Source organism: Corynebacterium silvaticum (assembly GCF_004382825.2).
Lineage (GTDB): Bacteria > Actinomycetota > Actinomycetes > Mycobacteriales > Mycobacteriaceae > Corynebacterium > Corynebacterium silvaticum.
Window position 1 is genome coordinate 498,284 of record NZ_SDQO02000001.1, and the last position, 16,385, is coordinate 514,668.

The 16,385-nt window shown below is 52.4% G+C and carries 13 protein-coding genes; 10 read left to right on the top strand and 3 right to left on the bottom strand.

Annotated features, from left to right (window positions below; translation table 11 throughout):
• Positions 1–121: 121 nt before the first annotated feature.
• From ET810_RS02350 to ET810_RS02360, 3 genes are all read left to right on the top strand, one after another.
• Positions 122–1,963, top strand: a complete 1,842-nt coding sequence (locus ET810_RS02350) for a penicillin-binding transpeptidase domain-containing protein (protein WP_087454176.1) — start codon at positions 122–124, stop codon at positions 1,961–1,963.
• Between the two features lie 70 nt (positions 1,964–2,033).
• A complete protein-coding gene (gene map, locus ET810_RS02355; RefSeq protein ID WP_087454175.1) occupies positions 2,034–2,927 on the top strand; it encodes a type I methionyl aminopeptidase in 894 nt (297 codons plus the stop codon).
• A 95-nt stretch (positions 2,928–3,022) separates the two neighbouring features.
• Positions 3,023–4,477: a cobyric acid synthase gene (locus tag ET810_RS02360; RefSeq protein ID WP_134315948.1), complete on the top strand. Its 1,455-nt coding sequence runs from the start codon at positions 3,023–3,025 to the stop codon at positions 4,475–4,477.
• Between the two features lie 36 nt (positions 4,478–4,513).
• On the opposite strand, the gene ET810_RS02365 is transcribed toward ET810_RS02360, so the two are convergent.
• The 3 genes from ET810_RS02365 to ET810_RS02375 all read right to left on the bottom strand — a co-directional run bounded on the left by ET810_RS02365 (position 4,514) and on the right by ET810_RS02375 (position 8,397).
• Positions 4,514–5,452, bottom strand: a complete 939-nt coding sequence (locus tag ET810_RS02365) for a hypothetical protein (RefSeq protein WP_134315947.1) — start codon at positions 5,450–5,452, stop codon at positions 4,514–4,516.
• Between the two features lie 281 nt (positions 5,453–5,733).
• Complete coding sequence (gene mtr / locus ET810_RS02370) at positions 5,734–7,125, bottom strand: mycothione reductase (protein WP_087454172.1); 1,392 nt, start codon at positions 7,123–7,125, stop codon at positions 5,734–5,736.
• A 279-nt stretch (positions 7,126–7,404) separates the two neighbouring features.
• Positions 7,405–8,397 carry an alpha/beta hydrolase gene (locus tag ET810_RS02375; protein ID WP_087454171.1) on the bottom strand — a complete coding sequence of 331 codons (993 nt, stop codon included), beginning with the start codon at positions 8,395–8,397 and terminating at the stop codon, positions 7,405–7,407.
• A gap of 721 nt (positions 8,398–9,118) precedes the next feature.
• Between ET810_RS02375 and mqo the strand changes: the two genes are divergently transcribed.
• The 7 genes from mqo (at position 9,119) to ET810_RS02410 (ending at position 16,372) form a co-directional block, all read left to right on the top strand.
• The gene (gene mqo / locus ET810_RS02380; protein ID WP_087454170.1) at positions 9,119–10,618 is read left to right on the top strand and encodes a malate dehydrogenase (quinone); all 1,500 of its coding nucleotides are present in this window, start codon (positions 9,119–9,121) and stop codon (positions 10,616–10,618) included.
• Positions 10,619–10,729: 111 nt separating this feature from the next.
• The gene (locus ET810_RS02385) at positions 10,730–11,824 is read left to right on the top strand and encodes a magnesium chelatase ATPase subunit I (protein WP_087454169.1); all 1,095 of its coding nucleotides are present in this window, start codon (positions 10,730–10,732) and stop codon (positions 11,822–11,824) included.
• Positions 11,769–12,581 carry a vWA domain-containing protein gene (locus ET810_RS02390; RefSeq protein ID WP_216605259.1) on the top strand — a complete coding sequence of 271 codons (813 nt, stop codon included), beginning with the start codon at positions 11,769–11,771 and terminating at the stop codon, positions 12,579–12,581. Before ET810_RS02385 ends, ET810_RS02390 begins: the two co-directional genes overlap by 56 nt.
• A gap of 96 nt (positions 12,582–12,677) precedes the next feature.
• Complete coding sequence (cobO, locus tag ET810_RS02395; protein WP_087454167.1) at positions 12,678–13,298, top strand: cob(I)yrinic acid a,c-diamide adenosyltransferase; 621 nt, start codon at positions 12,678–12,680, stop codon at positions 13,296–13,298.
• Entirely contained in the window at positions 13,292–14,665 is a 1,374-nt protein-coding gene (locus tag ET810_RS02400) for a cobyrinic acid a,c-diamide synthase CobB (RefSeq protein WP_087454166.1), read from the top strand. The genes cobO and ET810_RS02400 overlap by 7 nt, the downstream gene beginning before the upstream one ends.
• Positions 14,652–15,200 (top strand): methylated-DNA--[protein]-cysteine S-methyltransferase, encoded by a 549-nt coding sequence (locus ET810_RS02405; protein ID WP_087454165.1) that lies wholly within the window; start codon positions 14,652–14,654, stop codon positions 15,198–15,200. The genes ET810_RS02400 and ET810_RS02405 overlap by 14 nt, the downstream gene beginning before the upstream one ends.
• A gap of 56 nt (positions 15,201–15,256) precedes the next feature.
• A complete protein-coding gene (locus ET810_RS02410; RefSeq protein ID WP_134315946.1) occupies positions 15,257–16,372 on the top strand; it encodes a GTP-binding protein in 1,116 nt (371 codons plus the stop codon).
• The last annotated feature ends 13 nt before the right edge of the window (positions 16,373–16,385 follow it).

Consider the following 16,385-nt stretch of genomic DNA (forward strand, 5'->3'; position numbering starts at 1 on the left):
CGTGAGGTATAAGACTGTGGGGAGTTTTCTTATGTGGTTTTAGGGGACACCGTAGTTTTCCCACCACAAACATAGTGGTGTCGCGGATAAAGTTTGTTCACTAAATGTTAGCCTTACGCCCATGAGCATGCCCACTAATTCAACTCTGAAAACTATGGTCTCGCTGGTGATCTCAGTGTGTTTGTTTTCTGGAACATTGGTGGCATGCACGCCCAAACCTGCGTTAGCAGACCCCACTGCCAAGGCATTCCTTGCAGACCTTACAGACTCCAACTTCAGTGCCGCGGGCGCTCACACTGATAGCGCTGACAAAGTAAGTTCAGTGCTGGAGTCCTCGTGGAAAGGCCTCCAAGCGGAAAGATTGCGTACAGAGATCACCTCGGTGGATACAAAAGACACAATTGCGACGGCTAAATACACCATGACATGGGATTTACCGCGTGATAGAACTTTTAGCTATGAAACATCCATGACGCTTAATCGAATAAACGGAGAATGGAAAATCCGTTGGCAGCCATCTGCTTTGCATCCTCGTCTGGGTGCGAATCAACATCTAGAATTGCGGGCGATTAATGCGGAGCGCGCGAGCGTAGTTTCTTCCGATGGTGCGGAGATTTTGGTGCCGGGGATTAAATACCGATTGCTTATCGACGCCGCCAGCGTGGCAGATAAAGATACGGTTGCACGCACGGTTGCGGCCCATTTACATTCGGCTCGAAGCCATGATGAAACCATCCCCGATATCAAAGCCAATGAACTCGCAGACAATCTTAAAGCAGCAAAAGGGCGCTACTCTGTTGCACTACTGAGTCAGCAAACGGGAGAGGCCTTGCAGGGACAGCTTATTGGTATCACCGGGGTGACACTGAACAAAGAAGCGGCGTTGGTCAATAAAGACCCGCGTTTTGCCCCAGACATCATCAAGCGAGTCTCAAATATCGTTGATAGCCAGCTGGAAGGCGACAATGGTTGGACGGTGTCCTCGGTTACGGCTGATGGCGCGGCCTTGGAAAATATTGAATATCACGCCCCAAAGGTAGCTCCTGCCGTCAAAATCAGCATTGATCAAAAAGTGCAGCAGGCCGCGGAATCTGCCGTGAATTTGCGAAAAGACATGAAGACGATGATCGTTGCGATTCGGCCTTCTAGCGGGGAGATCCTAGCCGTTGCACAGACACCCAAGGCAGATGAGGAGGGTGATCTTGCGCTGAACGGTCAATTCCCTCCGGGATCGACGTTTAAGGTGGTCACGGCTTCTGCTGGTATACAAGACCAAGGGCTAAATTCTGGAAGCATTGTTCCGTGCCCGGGCACGATGAATATCTACGGGCGAACGGTGACCAACTATAATGCTTTTTCGCTGGGAAACGTCCCCTTGCAAAAGGCCTTTGCACGATCGTGCAACACTACTTTTGCTAACATCTCTGAAAAATTAGCGCAGGGACACCTAAAACAAATCGGAAGCCAATTTGGAATTGGCGTGGATTATGACATCCCTGGTTTGAACACGCTCACTGGCTCGATTCCAGAAGGGGAGACCCCGCTTGATCGCACGGAGGCTGGGTATGGGCAGGGGAAGGTTTTGGTCTCCCCATTTGGCATGGCTTTGATGTCCGCTACTGCTGCGGCAGGAAAAACACCGACTCCGACGTTAATCTCCGGGCGCGAAACAAAAATGGATAAGCATCCTGAAGCATTGCGGCCAGAAACTATCGATCAACTTCGTTCCTTAATGGGCGCAGTGACCAAACCCGGTGGAACCGCCGCCGGTATGAGGGCTGGTGGGGAGATCTTTGGAAAGACGGGTGAAGCCGAAATTAATGGAGGCTCTCATGCCTGGTTTACGGGGTATCGAGGAGACCTAGCCTTTGCCACCCTCGTTGTCTTGGGCGGCGGCTCTGAGGACTCCGTGGCAATAACCGATAATTTTTTGAGGAATCTCGATGAGCTTAATGCCCATTGATCAGGCTGGAAGCCTCAAGGTTGTGGGGTAACGGGAGGCGTCGGCAAGCTTAATTGCTTAAAGGGATAGCATGGGAAACATGTCTTATAATCGTAAACCCCTTGTTCCCGGAAAACAGAGTCCTACGCGTGAGGTCCCAGCACATATCGATCGCCCTGAATATGTATGGAAAGATACTGTTCAAGAAGCTATCGGAGAACCTTTTGTTCAGACTCCTGAAACAATTGAAGCCATGCGCGAGGCCTCCAAGATTGCTGCCAATGCTTTGCACGTGGCGGGGGCTGCTGTAGCGCCAGGGGTGACTACCGATGAGCTCGATCGCATTGCGCATGAGTATATGTGCGATCATGGCGCCTACCCATCCTGCTTGGGGTATCGCCATTTTCCTAAATCGGTGTGTGTGAGCCTTAATGAGATCGTCTGCCATGGAATCCCGGATTCCACGGTCATTCAAGATGGCGACATCGTTAACATTGACGTCACCGCATACAAAAATGGGGTACATGGCGACACCAACGCAACGTTCCTTGCCGGCAACGTGTCAGAAGAGCATCGACTGCTTGTCGAACGCACCAAAGAAGCAACGCTTCGCGGGATTCGCGCTGCAAAGCCCGGCCGTGAGATCAACGTGATCGGTAGGGTAATCGAATCGTATGCTAAGCGGTTTGGTTATAACGTGGTCACTGATTTTACCGGGCATGGGATCGGAACCACTTTCCATAATGGACTTGTAGTTTTGCACTATGATTCTGATGTTTATCAGGACGTATTAGAACCAGGTATGACGTTAACGGTAGAACCCATGCTTAATCTGGGAGGCCTCGATTATCGTATTTGGGAGGACGACTGGACTGTGCAAAACACCGATTACAAGTTCAGCGCGCAGTTCGAGCACACTTTGGTTATTACCGAAGACGGTAATGAGATTCTTACTATCCCGGATGCTGATCTCGAAGTTAAATAGTTCCCCTATCAGTCACTATTCTGGGTAATCTGACTGTTGTCTGCACATCAGTGCGGTGTTTCGCTAGATATCGGTTGTCGCCTTTTGGGGTTTATATGAAGTCATTTCTCGTTGCCGGATGTACCTCGGATGCTGGAAAATCTGTAGTGGTGGCTGGCCTGTGCCGTGCTTTCGCCCGACGCGGCATAAGAGTCGCCCCGTTTAAAGCCCAAAACATGTCCAATAACTCGGCGGTGACACCCGACGGCGGCGAGATAGGACGGGCACAGGCACTACAAGCGTTTGCGTGTGGGCTCGTCCCTAGCACGGCTTTTAATCCCATTCTGCTAAAACCAGGTTCGGATCGGACCTCACAGCTCGTGGTGAATGGCAAAGTCACCGGTAATGTGAGCGCTCGCAGCTATATTGACCATCGCACCAATCTCAAAGCCGTAGCGGCAGAAGCCCTTAATGCGTTGCGGTCCGAGTATGAGGTAGTGATTTGTGAGGGAGCGGGATCACCTGCAGAGACGAATCTCAGGGATACTGACGTTGCAAATTTTGGGCTAGCTGAAGCCTGTGATCTTCCGGTGTATCTGGTGGGGGATATAGATCGTGGGGGCGTCTTAGCTCATTTTTTTGGCACTCATCAGATCGTGTCCGAGCAGGATCGTGCGAGGATCGCAGGGTTTGTTGTTAATAAATTCCGGGGAGATCAAACGATCCTCGAACCAGGGCTTGCCGACCTAGAGAAGCGACTCGGGGTGCCTACCGTTGCCGTTTTACCCTTCATCGAAGGACTGTGGATAGATGCGGAAGACTCACTCCAATCGCAGATAGGCGCTGCAGTTGGTCCGGCTGTTCCTGCTCTTGGCACGCAGCGTTTGCGAGTAGCAGCGGTGCGGCTTCCCCGGGTATCCAATGCCACCGACGTAGAAGCTTTGGCATGCGAACCTGGGGTGACTGTTACGTGGACTGTAGATCCTGACCAAGTGCATGAGGCAGACCTGGTAGTACTTCCTGGTTCCAAAGCGACGGTGAGCGATCTGGATTGGTTAAGGCGCACCGGTATCGCAGAAGCCATGAGAGAACGCGCCAATCGAGGGGCTCCAATTGTGGGAATCTGTGGTGGTTTCCAAATGATGTGCGCGAGCATCGATGACCCAGTGGAGTCGGGAGCCCAACAGCCAGTAGCAGGATTAGGGATCTTTGATATTGATATAGCTTTCCACCCGGAGAAGACCTTGATACGGCACGAGCATGGGGGCTATGAAGTCCATCATGGCCGAGTCGTACGCTCCACCGAGGATCCGTGGATAGGGGAGGAAGGGGCGGTTAAGGGCGCAAGCTTTGGTACGCATCGGCACGGATACCTCGAATCGGATACGGCGCGTAGAGAATTCCTGCAAAGAGTCATTGAGATGACCGGGCGAACGGGCTTTATCCTTGACCCTCGGACGTCTTTTCAGGGCGAGCGCGACAGACAACTTGATCTGCTAGCAGACAGCATCGAGGCGCATTGGAACCTTGATGCTTTCATCCGTGATCTTTCTAGCGACGTTGTCTCATGAGTCGCTAGTCATACATCAAAAGCTACCGTGACATTGTTATGCGGCCTGGATTTCTTGGCGGGAGTCCTCGATCTCGGATGGAGTAACTCCGCGTGATACTGAGGTCTCCAACCCTGGACGATATGCGGCAGCTTTGCTTTCTGCTCGAACATGATGGCCAGGTAACAACATGGCCGACATGATGCTAAGAACGCAGCAACCGGCATAACTTAGCGTGAGAACATTCGCGTTGAGTGCTATTCCCGTGATGATGTGCACGCAGAAAAAAAGTTGCACTACGCCTAAAACGGCTGCTGCAGTGACCAACAAGAGAACGGAAACATTATTACGTAAAGACGTACGCAAGAGCCACGCTATCGACGCAATAAGGGCTGCCAGGGTAAGCAGCACCAGTGTCAAAGACAAGACCGCTGGGTACCCGGAGGCAGTAGAAAATTTCCCAGAAATAGAAAGCCATGCGTTGATCAGTGGTAAAAGCACCACAACTGTTGAAACCCAGCGTAATCGGGGCGGAAAGAACAACAGGCTGCCGATAAAAATTGCTAGGCCAGCGGAAGGCATTGCGATAGTGACCAAAATGATGTTGAGGTGCGCATACAAGGCGCTAGGAAAAACGCGGGAAAATACGATCAACATGCCCGTCGCCAAAATGACAAAGCTAGGCACAGCGATGAGAAAAGAGGAGAGAAAGCACTGTGATTTTCTGGAAAACGAATTTCTTATTGTGCGAGGAGCGCCTGGACTATTGACGAGGGCGACAAGCGCAGCAGCTGCCCCCGCTGCCATACTCATAGCCAACACGATTGCTGTGACGCGACTGTCGCGCATCGTCGCAGAAGCGAGCGTAGCTAGAGCAATACAAATGGCAGTGGACATGCTTACGACGGCACACCGAAGCCTACGAACCTGAGCAGTAGACCAGTGCGATGGAGTCTGATTGTGCAGAATAGCGGTCTTACGGTCGTATAAGCTCATATACCCTCGTGATCCATTGGTCTTTCGGCATGACATTTCCTCATGAAAGATGGCGCTAAGACCATGCTTCCATCGAGCCACAGAATGATGAAAGACTGCATCGGAAGATGAAGACGTCGACAAGCTTTCTGTGGAGTGTGTCTCATAGATTACGCTTCTGGGCTGAAATGTGGGCGAGCGCACGCCGAGGTGGAGCGCAAAATATGGGAGAAAGCAATAAAAGTCGCACATGACCAAAGTGGTAACACCTGCGACTTTTAGGTTAAGCCTCTGCTAAAGGCCTAAGAGAAATCAAGACCTAGGAGAGCATTTTCCGTTAATTCCGGAAGCGCTGGATGGATCCAGTATTGCTTGGTGGCTACGTCACGGACGTCAAGCTTAAAGGCCATAACAGTAATGAGCTGCTGCGCTAGCGTAGAAGCCTGTGGGCCGATAAAGTGCGCACCCAGCAACATCCCGGTATCTTTGTCCGCGATGAGCTTTGCAAAGTGCTCGGTGTCTTCCATCGCCCAACCATAGGCAACATCGCCATAGTTCTGGATCTTGACCGTGATGTTGTATCCGGCGGCGCGAGCTTCATCTTCCGTCAAACCAACCGTGCCGATTTGTGGATGGGTAAAGACCGCAGCAGGAACATTCTCATGGGGCATGGGCTGGAGATCTTCTGGGTGCACAAGATTGTGTTTTACTGCCCGCATTTCAGCATTGGCCACGTGCTTAAGCAAGTATGGGGAAGACACATCGCCCAAAGCCCAAACATCGGGAGCCGTTGTGCGTCCGTACTGATCAACCTTGATTCGGCGACCGTCCATTTCTACGCCAGCTTTGTCCAGATCCATGAGGTCGCCATTGGGGATTCGGCCGGTGGCTACCAGGAAGACTTCGCCTTCTGCGGTGGATCCATCATCCAGAGTGAGAGTAACCACGCCATCGTTTTCCGTGATGGAGTCGATGGTGCGTCCCAGCCTGCAATCCAGTTTTTCCTTGGTGATCTCAGTGAATCGATCAGAAATATCGGAATCAAGCTGACGCAGGAGTTTCTCGGATCGGTTTACCACAGTAACTTTTACTCCGAGAGCATCAAAGACATGGGCAAACTCCATGGCGATGTAGCCGCCGCCCATAACCACCATGGACGCAGGCAAGGACTCCAAACGCATGATGTTCTCGTTGGTGTAATAGCGCACGCCTGAATCAATGACTTTTTGATCGATAAACGGGCGAGAACCGGTAGCGATGACAATACGGTCACCAGAAATGATTGCTTCCTCGGAGCCCTGACCGGTGCGTATGGTTTTCGGTGCTATGAAAGACGCATGCTGGTCGTAGACATCGATGTTGGGAGTCTTGGGGCCGCGTCGATACTCTTCACCCGAGGCGGATATAGGGTCGATGCGGTCACGGAAAACTCGGTTGACAATAGACGGCCAATCCACAGCGGACACCTCAGCTGAAATGCCGTAGCGTTCAGACTCGCGTACCGCTAAAGCGATCTCAGAAGCGTACACAAACATTTTGGTTGGTATGCAGCCAACATTGAGGCAGGTTCCGCCAAAGGCGCCTTTTTCTACTATCGCAATGGACTTATCATGAAACTCAGGTCCAGGAATGGAATTCCCGGATCCCGTTCCGATAATGATCAAGTCGTAGTGTTTGTGGGCCTGCTCGCTCAAGGATTACTCGCTTTCTTAAAAAGTGACGCATGAGGTGATGCGTTAAGGACTGGCTATCTCTATGAGAAATAGCGTAAAATTGGCAAACGCAAAAGGTAAAAGGGCTACTCTTTTTGCCTTGTCGGATGCGTGCGTCTTAAAGTTCAACGCACCATAGCGTCAGCACATTCCCTCAGACATAAGAAATATTAATGAAAAACCTTTAATATTCCATATACTGCATCCGGGGCGGCGGTGCGTGGAAGGGAGCATGTTTTGATGTATCGGTACTTTAGTGGCCTAAGAATTCTCGGGATTTAACCATCGGTCACATGCCTGGAATACATGGGTAAGCGCGGCATGGCTCGATAGGAAGACATCATGTTTTGCTCCTGGAATGGCTTGAACCGTGACCTGTTGAGAAAGGTGGGGTCCCCACTGGTTGATGTGCTCTACGTTGATCACTGCATCGGCGTGGGCGGCCAGTGGCAGTGCCGATGCCGAGGAATCCGAGCTCAAGCACAGCAATGGAATGCCACAATCTATACGGCCTTGGTGGATAAGCCGTTGCGCCTTGTCGACGGCCGAGACCCAACCGACAAATTTTTTGTGGCCTCCAAAAGGTTTCCACTGAAGGTTGTAATCCCATTCGCCTTCGCCATGAACATGCAAACTTTTTCCGTAAACAGAGAATGATTTTGTCTTCAGTGCGACGCGCGGGCGGATTTTAGCGGTCATGGTAATGATAGGGCGAGCGATCCTGACGATGGGAGCAGGGGCCATCATGCTCAGCCAGGGGCTATTTAAAATCGCGCTGGGAAATCGGGCATGAGCGAGAGGGTTGGAGACCCTCAGATAATTAAGCCAATGGCATGCGATCAATCCACCTGTGGAGTGTGCGATGGGGACGATCGTGGGATGCGTTTGCAACAGGGCTTGAGCTGCAATATCGAGTTCTTGAAAATAAATATTGAGGTGGGATGCGTAGTGCCATGTCTGGCCTTCGCGGTGTGACCTGCCACATTTCCTCAGGTCCAATGCGTAGACCGCAAAGCCTTGGGCGTAAAAGTGCTCTGCGACATGGCGGTGAAAAAAGTAGTCCGTCATGCCGTGTACAAAGAGCAAAGCGGGGCGTTGGTTGTACTGGTCTAGGGTGTTTTGGTCAGGGAGATGGCGCACGAGGCTGCCAAAAATCTCGCCCTCGTTGCCCTCTGAGGTTGGGTCGTCACCGAGACTGAACGTGGCGCATTGATAGTCGCGTCCGAGTATGTCGGTGTCCCAGTGAAGCTTCATGCTTATGACTTTAGATCGGATAATGCAGTGGGTGGGAGATGAAAGCGTGCAATATTACACAGTGGAGTGCAGTATGGAGAGTGTTACATCACTAGGAGCTTAACTTCTTTCGTTTTCTGGAATTGAGATATTGGCGCACGGTCACATTGAGGTCTGCGAGCGGATGTGAGGGACTGGGTAGGGTTTATTAAGGGGTGTTTGACGGGTTTTTCTAGTGAGAAAAAGCGCACAGGATTTGCATGAGGGGTATTCGCGATTTTGCTAAAGGAAAGCTGTTTGGGAGTGGGCCTGCCCATTTGCGTTTTGTGGATATGACAGCAATCCCGTTTATCGTGGACGGGTGTGCAAACTAGGGGTATTCGGGGGTGGGGAAATACTGTTTTGCGGGTGTATTTCATTGATGTATGCTCTCTTTTTCTTACCCCCAGTGGATCAGGCGTAAGCTGTTTTCTAGTGAACTGAAGAAATTCGGCCGGACTGATTTTTTGAGCTGGCTACTTAAGCTGTTGGACAGTGGATTTTATCGTTACCGTCTTCGGCTTTTGTTGACTGTCAGGGATAATGTTCTGATGGTTACGCGATGCGGATGTTGCTCTTCTGCGTCGCATCGAGAGCTCAGTTTCTCATGGTGTTAAGGCGCCGTGGTTATGAGTCATGCTGTTTTTCTAGTTCATGAACAATCCGGGAAATGCGGAAACGTAAAACTCAAGGAAGATTGAATATGGCAGATTCCACCAACGCGCAACGCGTCACGGACGAAGTAGACGTTGCCCTGATCGGTGGCGGCATCATGAGTGCCACCCTTGGTGCTATGCTCCGCACACTTGAACCTAGCTGGTCTCAGGTCCTCTTTGAGCGTCTCGACGCACCTGCTCAAGAGTCATCCTCGCCGTGGAACAACGCAGGAACAGGGCACTCGGCTCTGTGTGAGCTGAACTACACGCCGGAAGTGAACGGGCGTATTGAAATCAATAAAGCTCTGGGCGTAAATGAAAAGTTCCAAGTTTCTCGCCAGTTCTGGTCTTATCAAATTAACCAAGGGGTTCTTCCGAATCCTCGCGAGTGGATTAACCCTGTACCTCACGTTTCCTTTGCTCGCGGTGAATCGCAGGTTAACTATTTGAAGAAGCGTTACGACGCTCTAGCTAACCACCCGTTGTTCCCCAACATGCAGTACACGGACGACCGCAGCGTGTTCAATGACATGCTGCCGCTGATGGCTGATGGCCGCAGTGAATTTGAGAAGGTCGCAATTTCCTGGACTGATGCTGGCACAGATATTAACTACGGATCTCAAACTCGCCAGTTCCTCAAAGCAGCCGAGGCGAATGGCACCAATATCCGTTATGGTCACGAGGTCAAAGACATTACTCGTGATGGCGGTAAGTGGAAGATCAAAGTCAAAAACGTTCATACCGGTGATATTCAGGTCATTCGTGCGAACTTTGTCTTCGTCGGCGCTGGTGGGATGGCACTCCCTCTGCTCCAAAAGTCTGGTATCACGGAAATACGCGGTTGGGGCGGTTTCCCTGTGTCGGGTCAGTGGCTGCGCTGTACCAACCAAGAAATCATAGAGCAGCATTCGGCGAAAGTTTATGGCAAAGCATCCATCGGTGCGCCTCCGATGTCGGTACCGCACTTGGATACCCGAGTCATTGATGGGGAAAAAGGCTTGCTGTTTGGCCCTTATGCAGGCTGGACCCCAAAGTTCTTAAAGAAGGGCTCGTACTTCGACCTTGTTAAGTCGATCCGTCCGACAAACTTGATGTCTTATCTAGGCGTTGGTGCTCAAGAATTTGGCCTGACCAAGTACCTCATTACTGAGGTACTCAAGGATCAATCTGCTCGGATGGAGTCTCTGCGCGAGTACATGCCTAATGCTCGTGATGAAGACTGGGAGCTGATTACAGCAGGTCAGCGTGTGCAGGCTATCGAGCCTGTTGTGGGACCGCGATTCTCTTCTTTGGCTTTTGGTACTTCCCTCATTAACTCCGCTGATGGCTCTATCGCTGGCATCCTTGGCGCGTCGCCAGGCGCCTCTATCGCGCCAGCCGCAATGTTGGAGCTGCTTGAGCGCTGCTTTGGTCAGCGCATGGTCGAGTGGGGCGACAAGATTAAAGAAATGATTCCTTCCTACGGGATTAAGCTTGCTACAGATAAGCGACTATTTGAAGAGATTTGGGATTATACCCAGACAACGTTGCAGCTTGATCACGATTAAGCGGTCAGTTTTCAGCGTTGGGTAGGCCTTGATCTTGAAACGATTCCTAGTGGTGCTTTAATGAAAAGGCACTGCTAGGTTTTGTTATTTTCTAGGAGAAATTGAAGCACTATGGGCACTGGTGGACGTACGTTGTATCCGTTTTCGGCAGTTGTAGGGCAGGATCGATTAAGACTTGCACTCATTTTGTGTGCGATTTCTCCGCGTATTGGTGGTGTGATCATCCGTGGGGAAAAGGGAACAGCGAAGACGACCACGGTGCGAGCTTTTGCCAGTTTGTTGGGAGACGCTCCGTTAGTGGACCTTCCCATCGGGGCCACAGAGGATCGAGTTGTGGGCTCCCTTGATATGGAAACGATCTTGACCACGGGAAAAGCTCACTACAATCCCGGTTTGCTTAGCCAAGCAGACGGCGGAGTGCTGTATGTCGATGAGGTAAACCTGCTTGCAGATCACCTGGTTGATTCTCTCTTAGATGCGGCAGCGACAGGGCAGGTTACAGTCGAACGAGACGGTATTTCGCATTCTTCTCCTGCCAATTTTGTGCTTGTGGGGACCATGAATCCGGAGGAGGGGGAACTGCGTCCGCAGCTTCTTGATCGTTTTGGTTTGGCCGTCGATGTCGTGGCTTCCAAAGAGGTTGAGGTGCGCGCAGAGATCATGCGGCGTCGGCTTGCATTTGAATCGAGTCCACAATCTTTTGTTGAATCATGGGCACAGGAGGACGCATCAACGGCGCAGCTGATACACGAGGCGAAGCAACGAGTGCAGCAGCTGCAGCTTTCCGACGTTAACCTGAGCCGGATTGCGCATCTTTGTGCGGCATTTGATGTTGATGGGATGAGGGCCGATCTGGTTATTGCTCGAACTGCGCTAGCCCACGCTGCCTGGCGTGGGGCCTCGACGGTGGAAGATGAGGATATTCGCATAGCTGCAGAGTTGGCTTTGCCACATCGTCGTCGCAGAGACCCATTCGATGAACCTGGCTTAGCTCAGGACCAGCTGGATCAGGAAATGGACAATGCTCAGGAACAGCATCCAGATGTGGAAGACAATGCGGAAAGTAACTCGGAAGAGCCCCAGGGCGAGACAAACCAGAATGAGATAGAAGAAAAATCTTCGGAGGCGCAGTCGGAACAGCCCACCAGTGATGGTCAGGAGGAACGCGCTACTACTGGCGCTCCCTTTCGTCCCACGGGTGTTTAAGCGCAAAGGCATAGGTGAACAGGGAGTTCCAGGACGGCGCTCGAAAGCATATTCCTCGCATGGCGCAGATGTGCGCCCAGTGCGTTTTGGACATGGCTTGAATCTTGTGGGGACCGTTTTCGCGGCGGCTGATCGCGGGGCGCGATTGGAAGGAAAGATGATCGACTTCCGGCCAGAGGATTTGAGAGGGTCCTTAAGACGGGGGACGGAATCAAACCTGATTATTTTTGTCGTTGATGCTTCCGGCTCTATGGCCGCTCGGGATCGCTTGGCTTCAGTTACAGGTGCAGTCCTATCGATGCTTCGGGATGCGTATCAGCGTCGGGACAAAGTAGCCGTGGTGTCCGTGCGCGGCAGTGCCCCTGAGCTGGTGTTGCCTCCTACTGGCTCAATTGATGTTGCAGTGCGTCGTTTGCACAATGTAGTGACGGGTGGCCGGACTCCGTTGGGCGAGGGGCTTTTGATTGCCCATGATGTGATTCGTCGTGAGCATGTGAAAGAACCTGGTCGCCGCGCTCTTCTCGTCGTATTGTCAGATGGCCGTGCCACTGGAGCTTCTGGTTTGGCGGGATCGAGATCCGCAGCTCGCCTCATCGCCCGTCATGGTTTAGCTGGCTCAGTGGTGATCGATTGCGAGAAACCTGGGCGCGTGCGCCTGGGGTTGGCTCAGGAGTTGGCGTCTCACCTGGAAGGCATATGTATTCAGCTCAAGGAGGTGAATGCAGATTCCGTAGCTGGAGTCATCGACGCGGTGTGAGCGAGATACTTGGGAAAAGTGCGTGAGATGTCAGTCCGGACAAGTAGAATCGATGTGTCTTCCGATATCGATTCAAGCAAGGAAGGAGATCTTCTTATGCCTCAGGGGAAAGTAGATCCCGCGTCCATACCCGATGATGGTTTAACCACGCGTCAGCGCCGCATGCTGCCTGTTACTGCCGTTCATACTGGGCAAGGTAAAGGAAAATCGACGGCTGCCTTCGGGATGGCTATGCGCGCTTGGAACCAGGGGATGAATGTAGGCGTTTTTCAGTTCGTCAAGTCTGCTAAGTGGAAAGTTGGCGAAGAAGCCATCTTTAGGCAACTGGGTAAGCTGCATGAAGATTCTGGCATAGGCGGAGTCGTAGAATGGCACAAAATGGGGGAGGGCTGGTCGTGGACAAAGAAGCAGGGTTCTGATGATGACCATGCCCGCGATGCCCATGATGGTTGGGTTGATATCAAACGTCGGATAGCTGCGCAAGAGCATGATTTTTATGTTCTTGATGAGTTCACATATCCCATCAAATGGGGATGGATCGATGTAGATGACGTTGTAGAGACTCTGAAGAACCGTCCTGGCACTCAGCATATTGTGATAACCGGGCGTGATGCGGATCCGAAGCTTGTCGAGGTAGCCGATCTTGTTACTGAGATGACAAAAATAAAGCATCCGATGGATGTAGGACGTAAAGGTCAAAAAGGCATCGAATGGTAACTGCAGTACCAGGGGTTGTGATAGCTGCAACCTCGTCCGGGTCGGGTAAAACAACTATTGCGACGGGTTTGATGGCTGCGTTGGCTCAGCGCATGGTAGTTGCCCCGTTTAAAGTCGGACCCGATTATATTGATACGGGTTACCACGGGATGGCCGCAGGCCGGGTGGGTCGAAACCTAGATTCTGTCATGTGCGGCCGAGCTGCTTTGGGACCTCTCTACGCACATGGTGCGCAAGGAGCAGACATTGCGGTGGTGGAGGGGGTTATGGGGCTTTTCGACGGCCGCATAACCGAAGGCTCAAATACCGCGGATGCTCGCGCTCAGGGGTCTACCGCAGAAATTGCTGCTGAACTGGGTCTTCCCGTCATTTTGGTCGTTGATGTTCGTGGAATGAGCCAGTCTGTGGGGGCTGTGGTCCATGGATTTGCCACTGCCGATGATGCCGTGCGGGTAGCCGGTGTGATTTTGAATAAAGTTGGTACTGATCGGCACGCTGCGGTGTGTCGGGAATCGGTAGAAGCTGTGGGGATCCCAGTTTTGGGGGCGATCCCTCGGGTCGATGATGCAGAGGTTCCCTCGCGCCACCTGGGTCTGGTCACGTCTACGGAGCTTGTTCAGGCTCGTTCCGTTGTTGCCGAGATGGCTGCAATGGTAGAACAATATGTTGATCTTGATTCTTTGATTTCCCTTGCGCGCTGCACTTTTACGGGAGCTGCGTGGGATCCCGTGGTTGCAGTGGGGGATCGCGTCAGTGCTTCATATAGTCCACGAATCGCGTTGGCCGGTGGACCTGCATTTTCCTTTACGTATGCGGAGCACGTAGAGCTTTTGGAAGCCGCAGGGGCGGAGGTTCTTGCCTTTGATCCGCTGATTGATGATCTGCCGGATTGCGATGGTCTCATCATTCCGGGAGGTTTCCCGGAGGAATATTGTGAAGTACTGGCAAAGAGGGAAGACCTGCAGCACAGTATCGTAAGTCGCATTGAACAAGGCATGTCAGTTCATGCTGAGTGTGCGGGACTTTTGTGGCTGCTAGATACTCTCGACGGGCACCGGATGCTCGGAGTTATTTCTGCACAGGCGGCGATGAGGCGTCGCCTTACGCTGGGATATCGAGATGCCGTGGCACTGAGTGATTCGGTGATGTACCGTGCTGGCGAGCGCGTCACTGGACACGAATTCCATCATACGGCGCTGGTCAAAGCAGATGCTTCTGGTTGGGAGTCTGCATGGGGATGGCATACCTGGGACGGTGTGGCGGCACGTGAGGGGTTTGTCCACGGTAATGTCCATGCTAGTTATCTCCACGTTCACCCAGCGTCCGTACCGCGGGCAGTGAGAAGGTTTGTTGATGCCTGCCAGTGAAAAGCCACAGGCGTTGACCCTAACAACGCCTGATGGGCCCTTGAGCATCATAGGACATGATGGTTTTGTGCTGGCTAGTGGCTGGACTGAAGATATTGCGGCGCTGGCCTCTTTGGTGCACAAGGAGTTCGCACTGGGGCCCGTAGGGCAGGGAATTGATCATGTGGAGCTTGATGCTGCGCATGCCGTGTTGTGTGATGCGAGCGTGGCAGTCTCTGCTTATTACTCAGGGGAGGTAGACGCGGTGAAGCAAATTCCTGTCAAGCAACACTCGGGGCCGTTCCGCATGCGAGCATGGGATGTTTTACGGGAGGTCCGGCCTGGGGAAACTCTTACGTATACCGAGTATGCGATTCGATGCGGCAATGAAAAGGCTGCGCGAGCTGCTGCTAGTGCGTGTGCTATGAATGCTGCTGCGTTGTTTGTGCCTTGCCATCGTATTGTGCGTAGTGACGGAACCCTCGGCGGTTTCCGCTATGGCATCACGATAAAAGAGAGTCTCTTGAACCGGGAGTCCCCACATTTCATCGAATGAGGACCTGGCGGGGTAGTGGCTTGCGGAAGCTAGATGAAAAAGGTATTCATTAGTGAATGTCTTTCTCATCTACTCCAGTCACAGTGCTATCCGGATTTCTCGGCTCGGGGAAAACCACCCTTCTCAATGACCTGCTAGGAAATCGCGAGGGTCGCAAAATTGCGGTGATCGTTAACGATTTCTCTGAAATAAACATCGACGCAGCCCTCATTGCAGGAGAGGGACACCTGGAACGTGGCGAGGACCGATTTATTGAACTCACCAACGGTTGCATTTGTTGTACCCTGCGCGATGATCTTGTGGAATCAGTGGGGTCACTAGCTAGGTCGGGGCAGTACGACCACATCGTGATCGAATCAACGGGTATATCGGAACCCATGCCCGTTGCGGCTACGTTTGAATGGGAATGGGAAGACGGAACCCGCTTGGCGGATGTTGCTCCGATTGACACGATGGCAACGCTTGTCGACGCCACCCAGTTCCTGGACTACATGTCCAAAAAGACCTACCTGGTAGATCGCGACTTGGGAGCTACCCCGGAAGACGATCGTACAATCGCCGACCTACTGGTAGACCAGGTAGAATTCGCGGACCGGATCTATGTGACTAAAGCCGATCTGGTGCCCACAGAACGCTACGAGGCGACTGTGGCTTTGGTGCGCAGAATGAACCCGCGCGCGAGCGTCGAAAAGCTTATCGACGGCCGCGTCATTCCAGAAAAAGGCGAGCCGCGATCAGCAATTTCTGATGTGTTGGGAGCCATGGCCTATGACGAAGCCACAGCTCGGACGTATCAGGGGTACATGGATGAGCTGACTAATCCGCACACTCCTGAGACAGAAGAATATGGGATTAGCTCTGTGGTTTTCCGTGGCGATAGGCCTTTTGATCGCGAGCGATTGATCCAGGCGCTGCATTCAATTTCCGGACTCGTGCGCTCCAAGGGGCACTGTTGGGTCTCGGATCGGATTGATATGGTTCAAGTGTGGCACCAAGCAGGGCCGGACCTGCGCATCGTCCCCGCGGGCTATTGGCAGCAGGCAGGCCTCGAACCGAGCAATGAGATCGTCCTTATCGGAGTGCATTTTGACCGCGAGGATGCGGTGCGCAAACTCAGCCAGGCAATGCTTAATGATACGGAAACAATGCTGCTCCTAGCTCAGCGGACTTAGCTTGGAGAACCCG